The organism is Ochrobactrum sp. SFR4 (assembly GCF_019730395.1).
In the GTDB taxonomy this organism is placed as follows: domain Bacteria; phylum Pseudomonadota; class Alphaproteobacteria; order Rhizobiales; family Rhizobiaceae; genus Pseudochrobactrum.
In genome coordinates, this window is record NZ_JAAPBB010000226.1 from 1 (window position 1) to 432 (window position 432).

Sequence of the window (432 nt, forward strand, 5' to 3'; positions counted from 1 at the left end):
GAAATTCCAGAAAACTGAATTGATTGCGGAATAATCAATTGTTCTTCCCGCTCCATCACAGCAATATCTGCCGTCTGACGATCAAGATACACTGAATACTGCGCTTCAATTTCCAAAGCTTCTTTTGTAGCCGAGGACAAATCAGAAAGTTCAGGCCAAATGCCGGTAAGACGTTCCAGATCAATATCCGGATAAGAAAGAAGATCATAAAGAGAGCGACGAATGCCATCTTTATTCAAGTTTAATCCATGTGCTGCTGCAGCATTAGGTGTAATAGAAAGCGTCTGTGCAAGATCTCTTGCTTTATCCAGTTCCTGCTTTCTTTCATTAAAACGTGCCTGTCGTGCCTGACCAATCAACCCCCAGTTTTCACCAAGCGGCGTCAGACGAGTATCTGCATTATCTGCACGAAGAGAAAGTCTGAACTCTGCG

1 pseudogene is annotated in these 432 nt (G+C 43.5%); it reads right to left on the minus strand.

Going from position 1 to position 432, the window contains the following annotated elements:
• Window positions 1-432, minus strand: a pseudogene (locus HBA93_RS18735) (tRNA uridine-5-carboxymethylaminomethyl(34) synthesis enzyme MnmG); the annotation flags it as partial.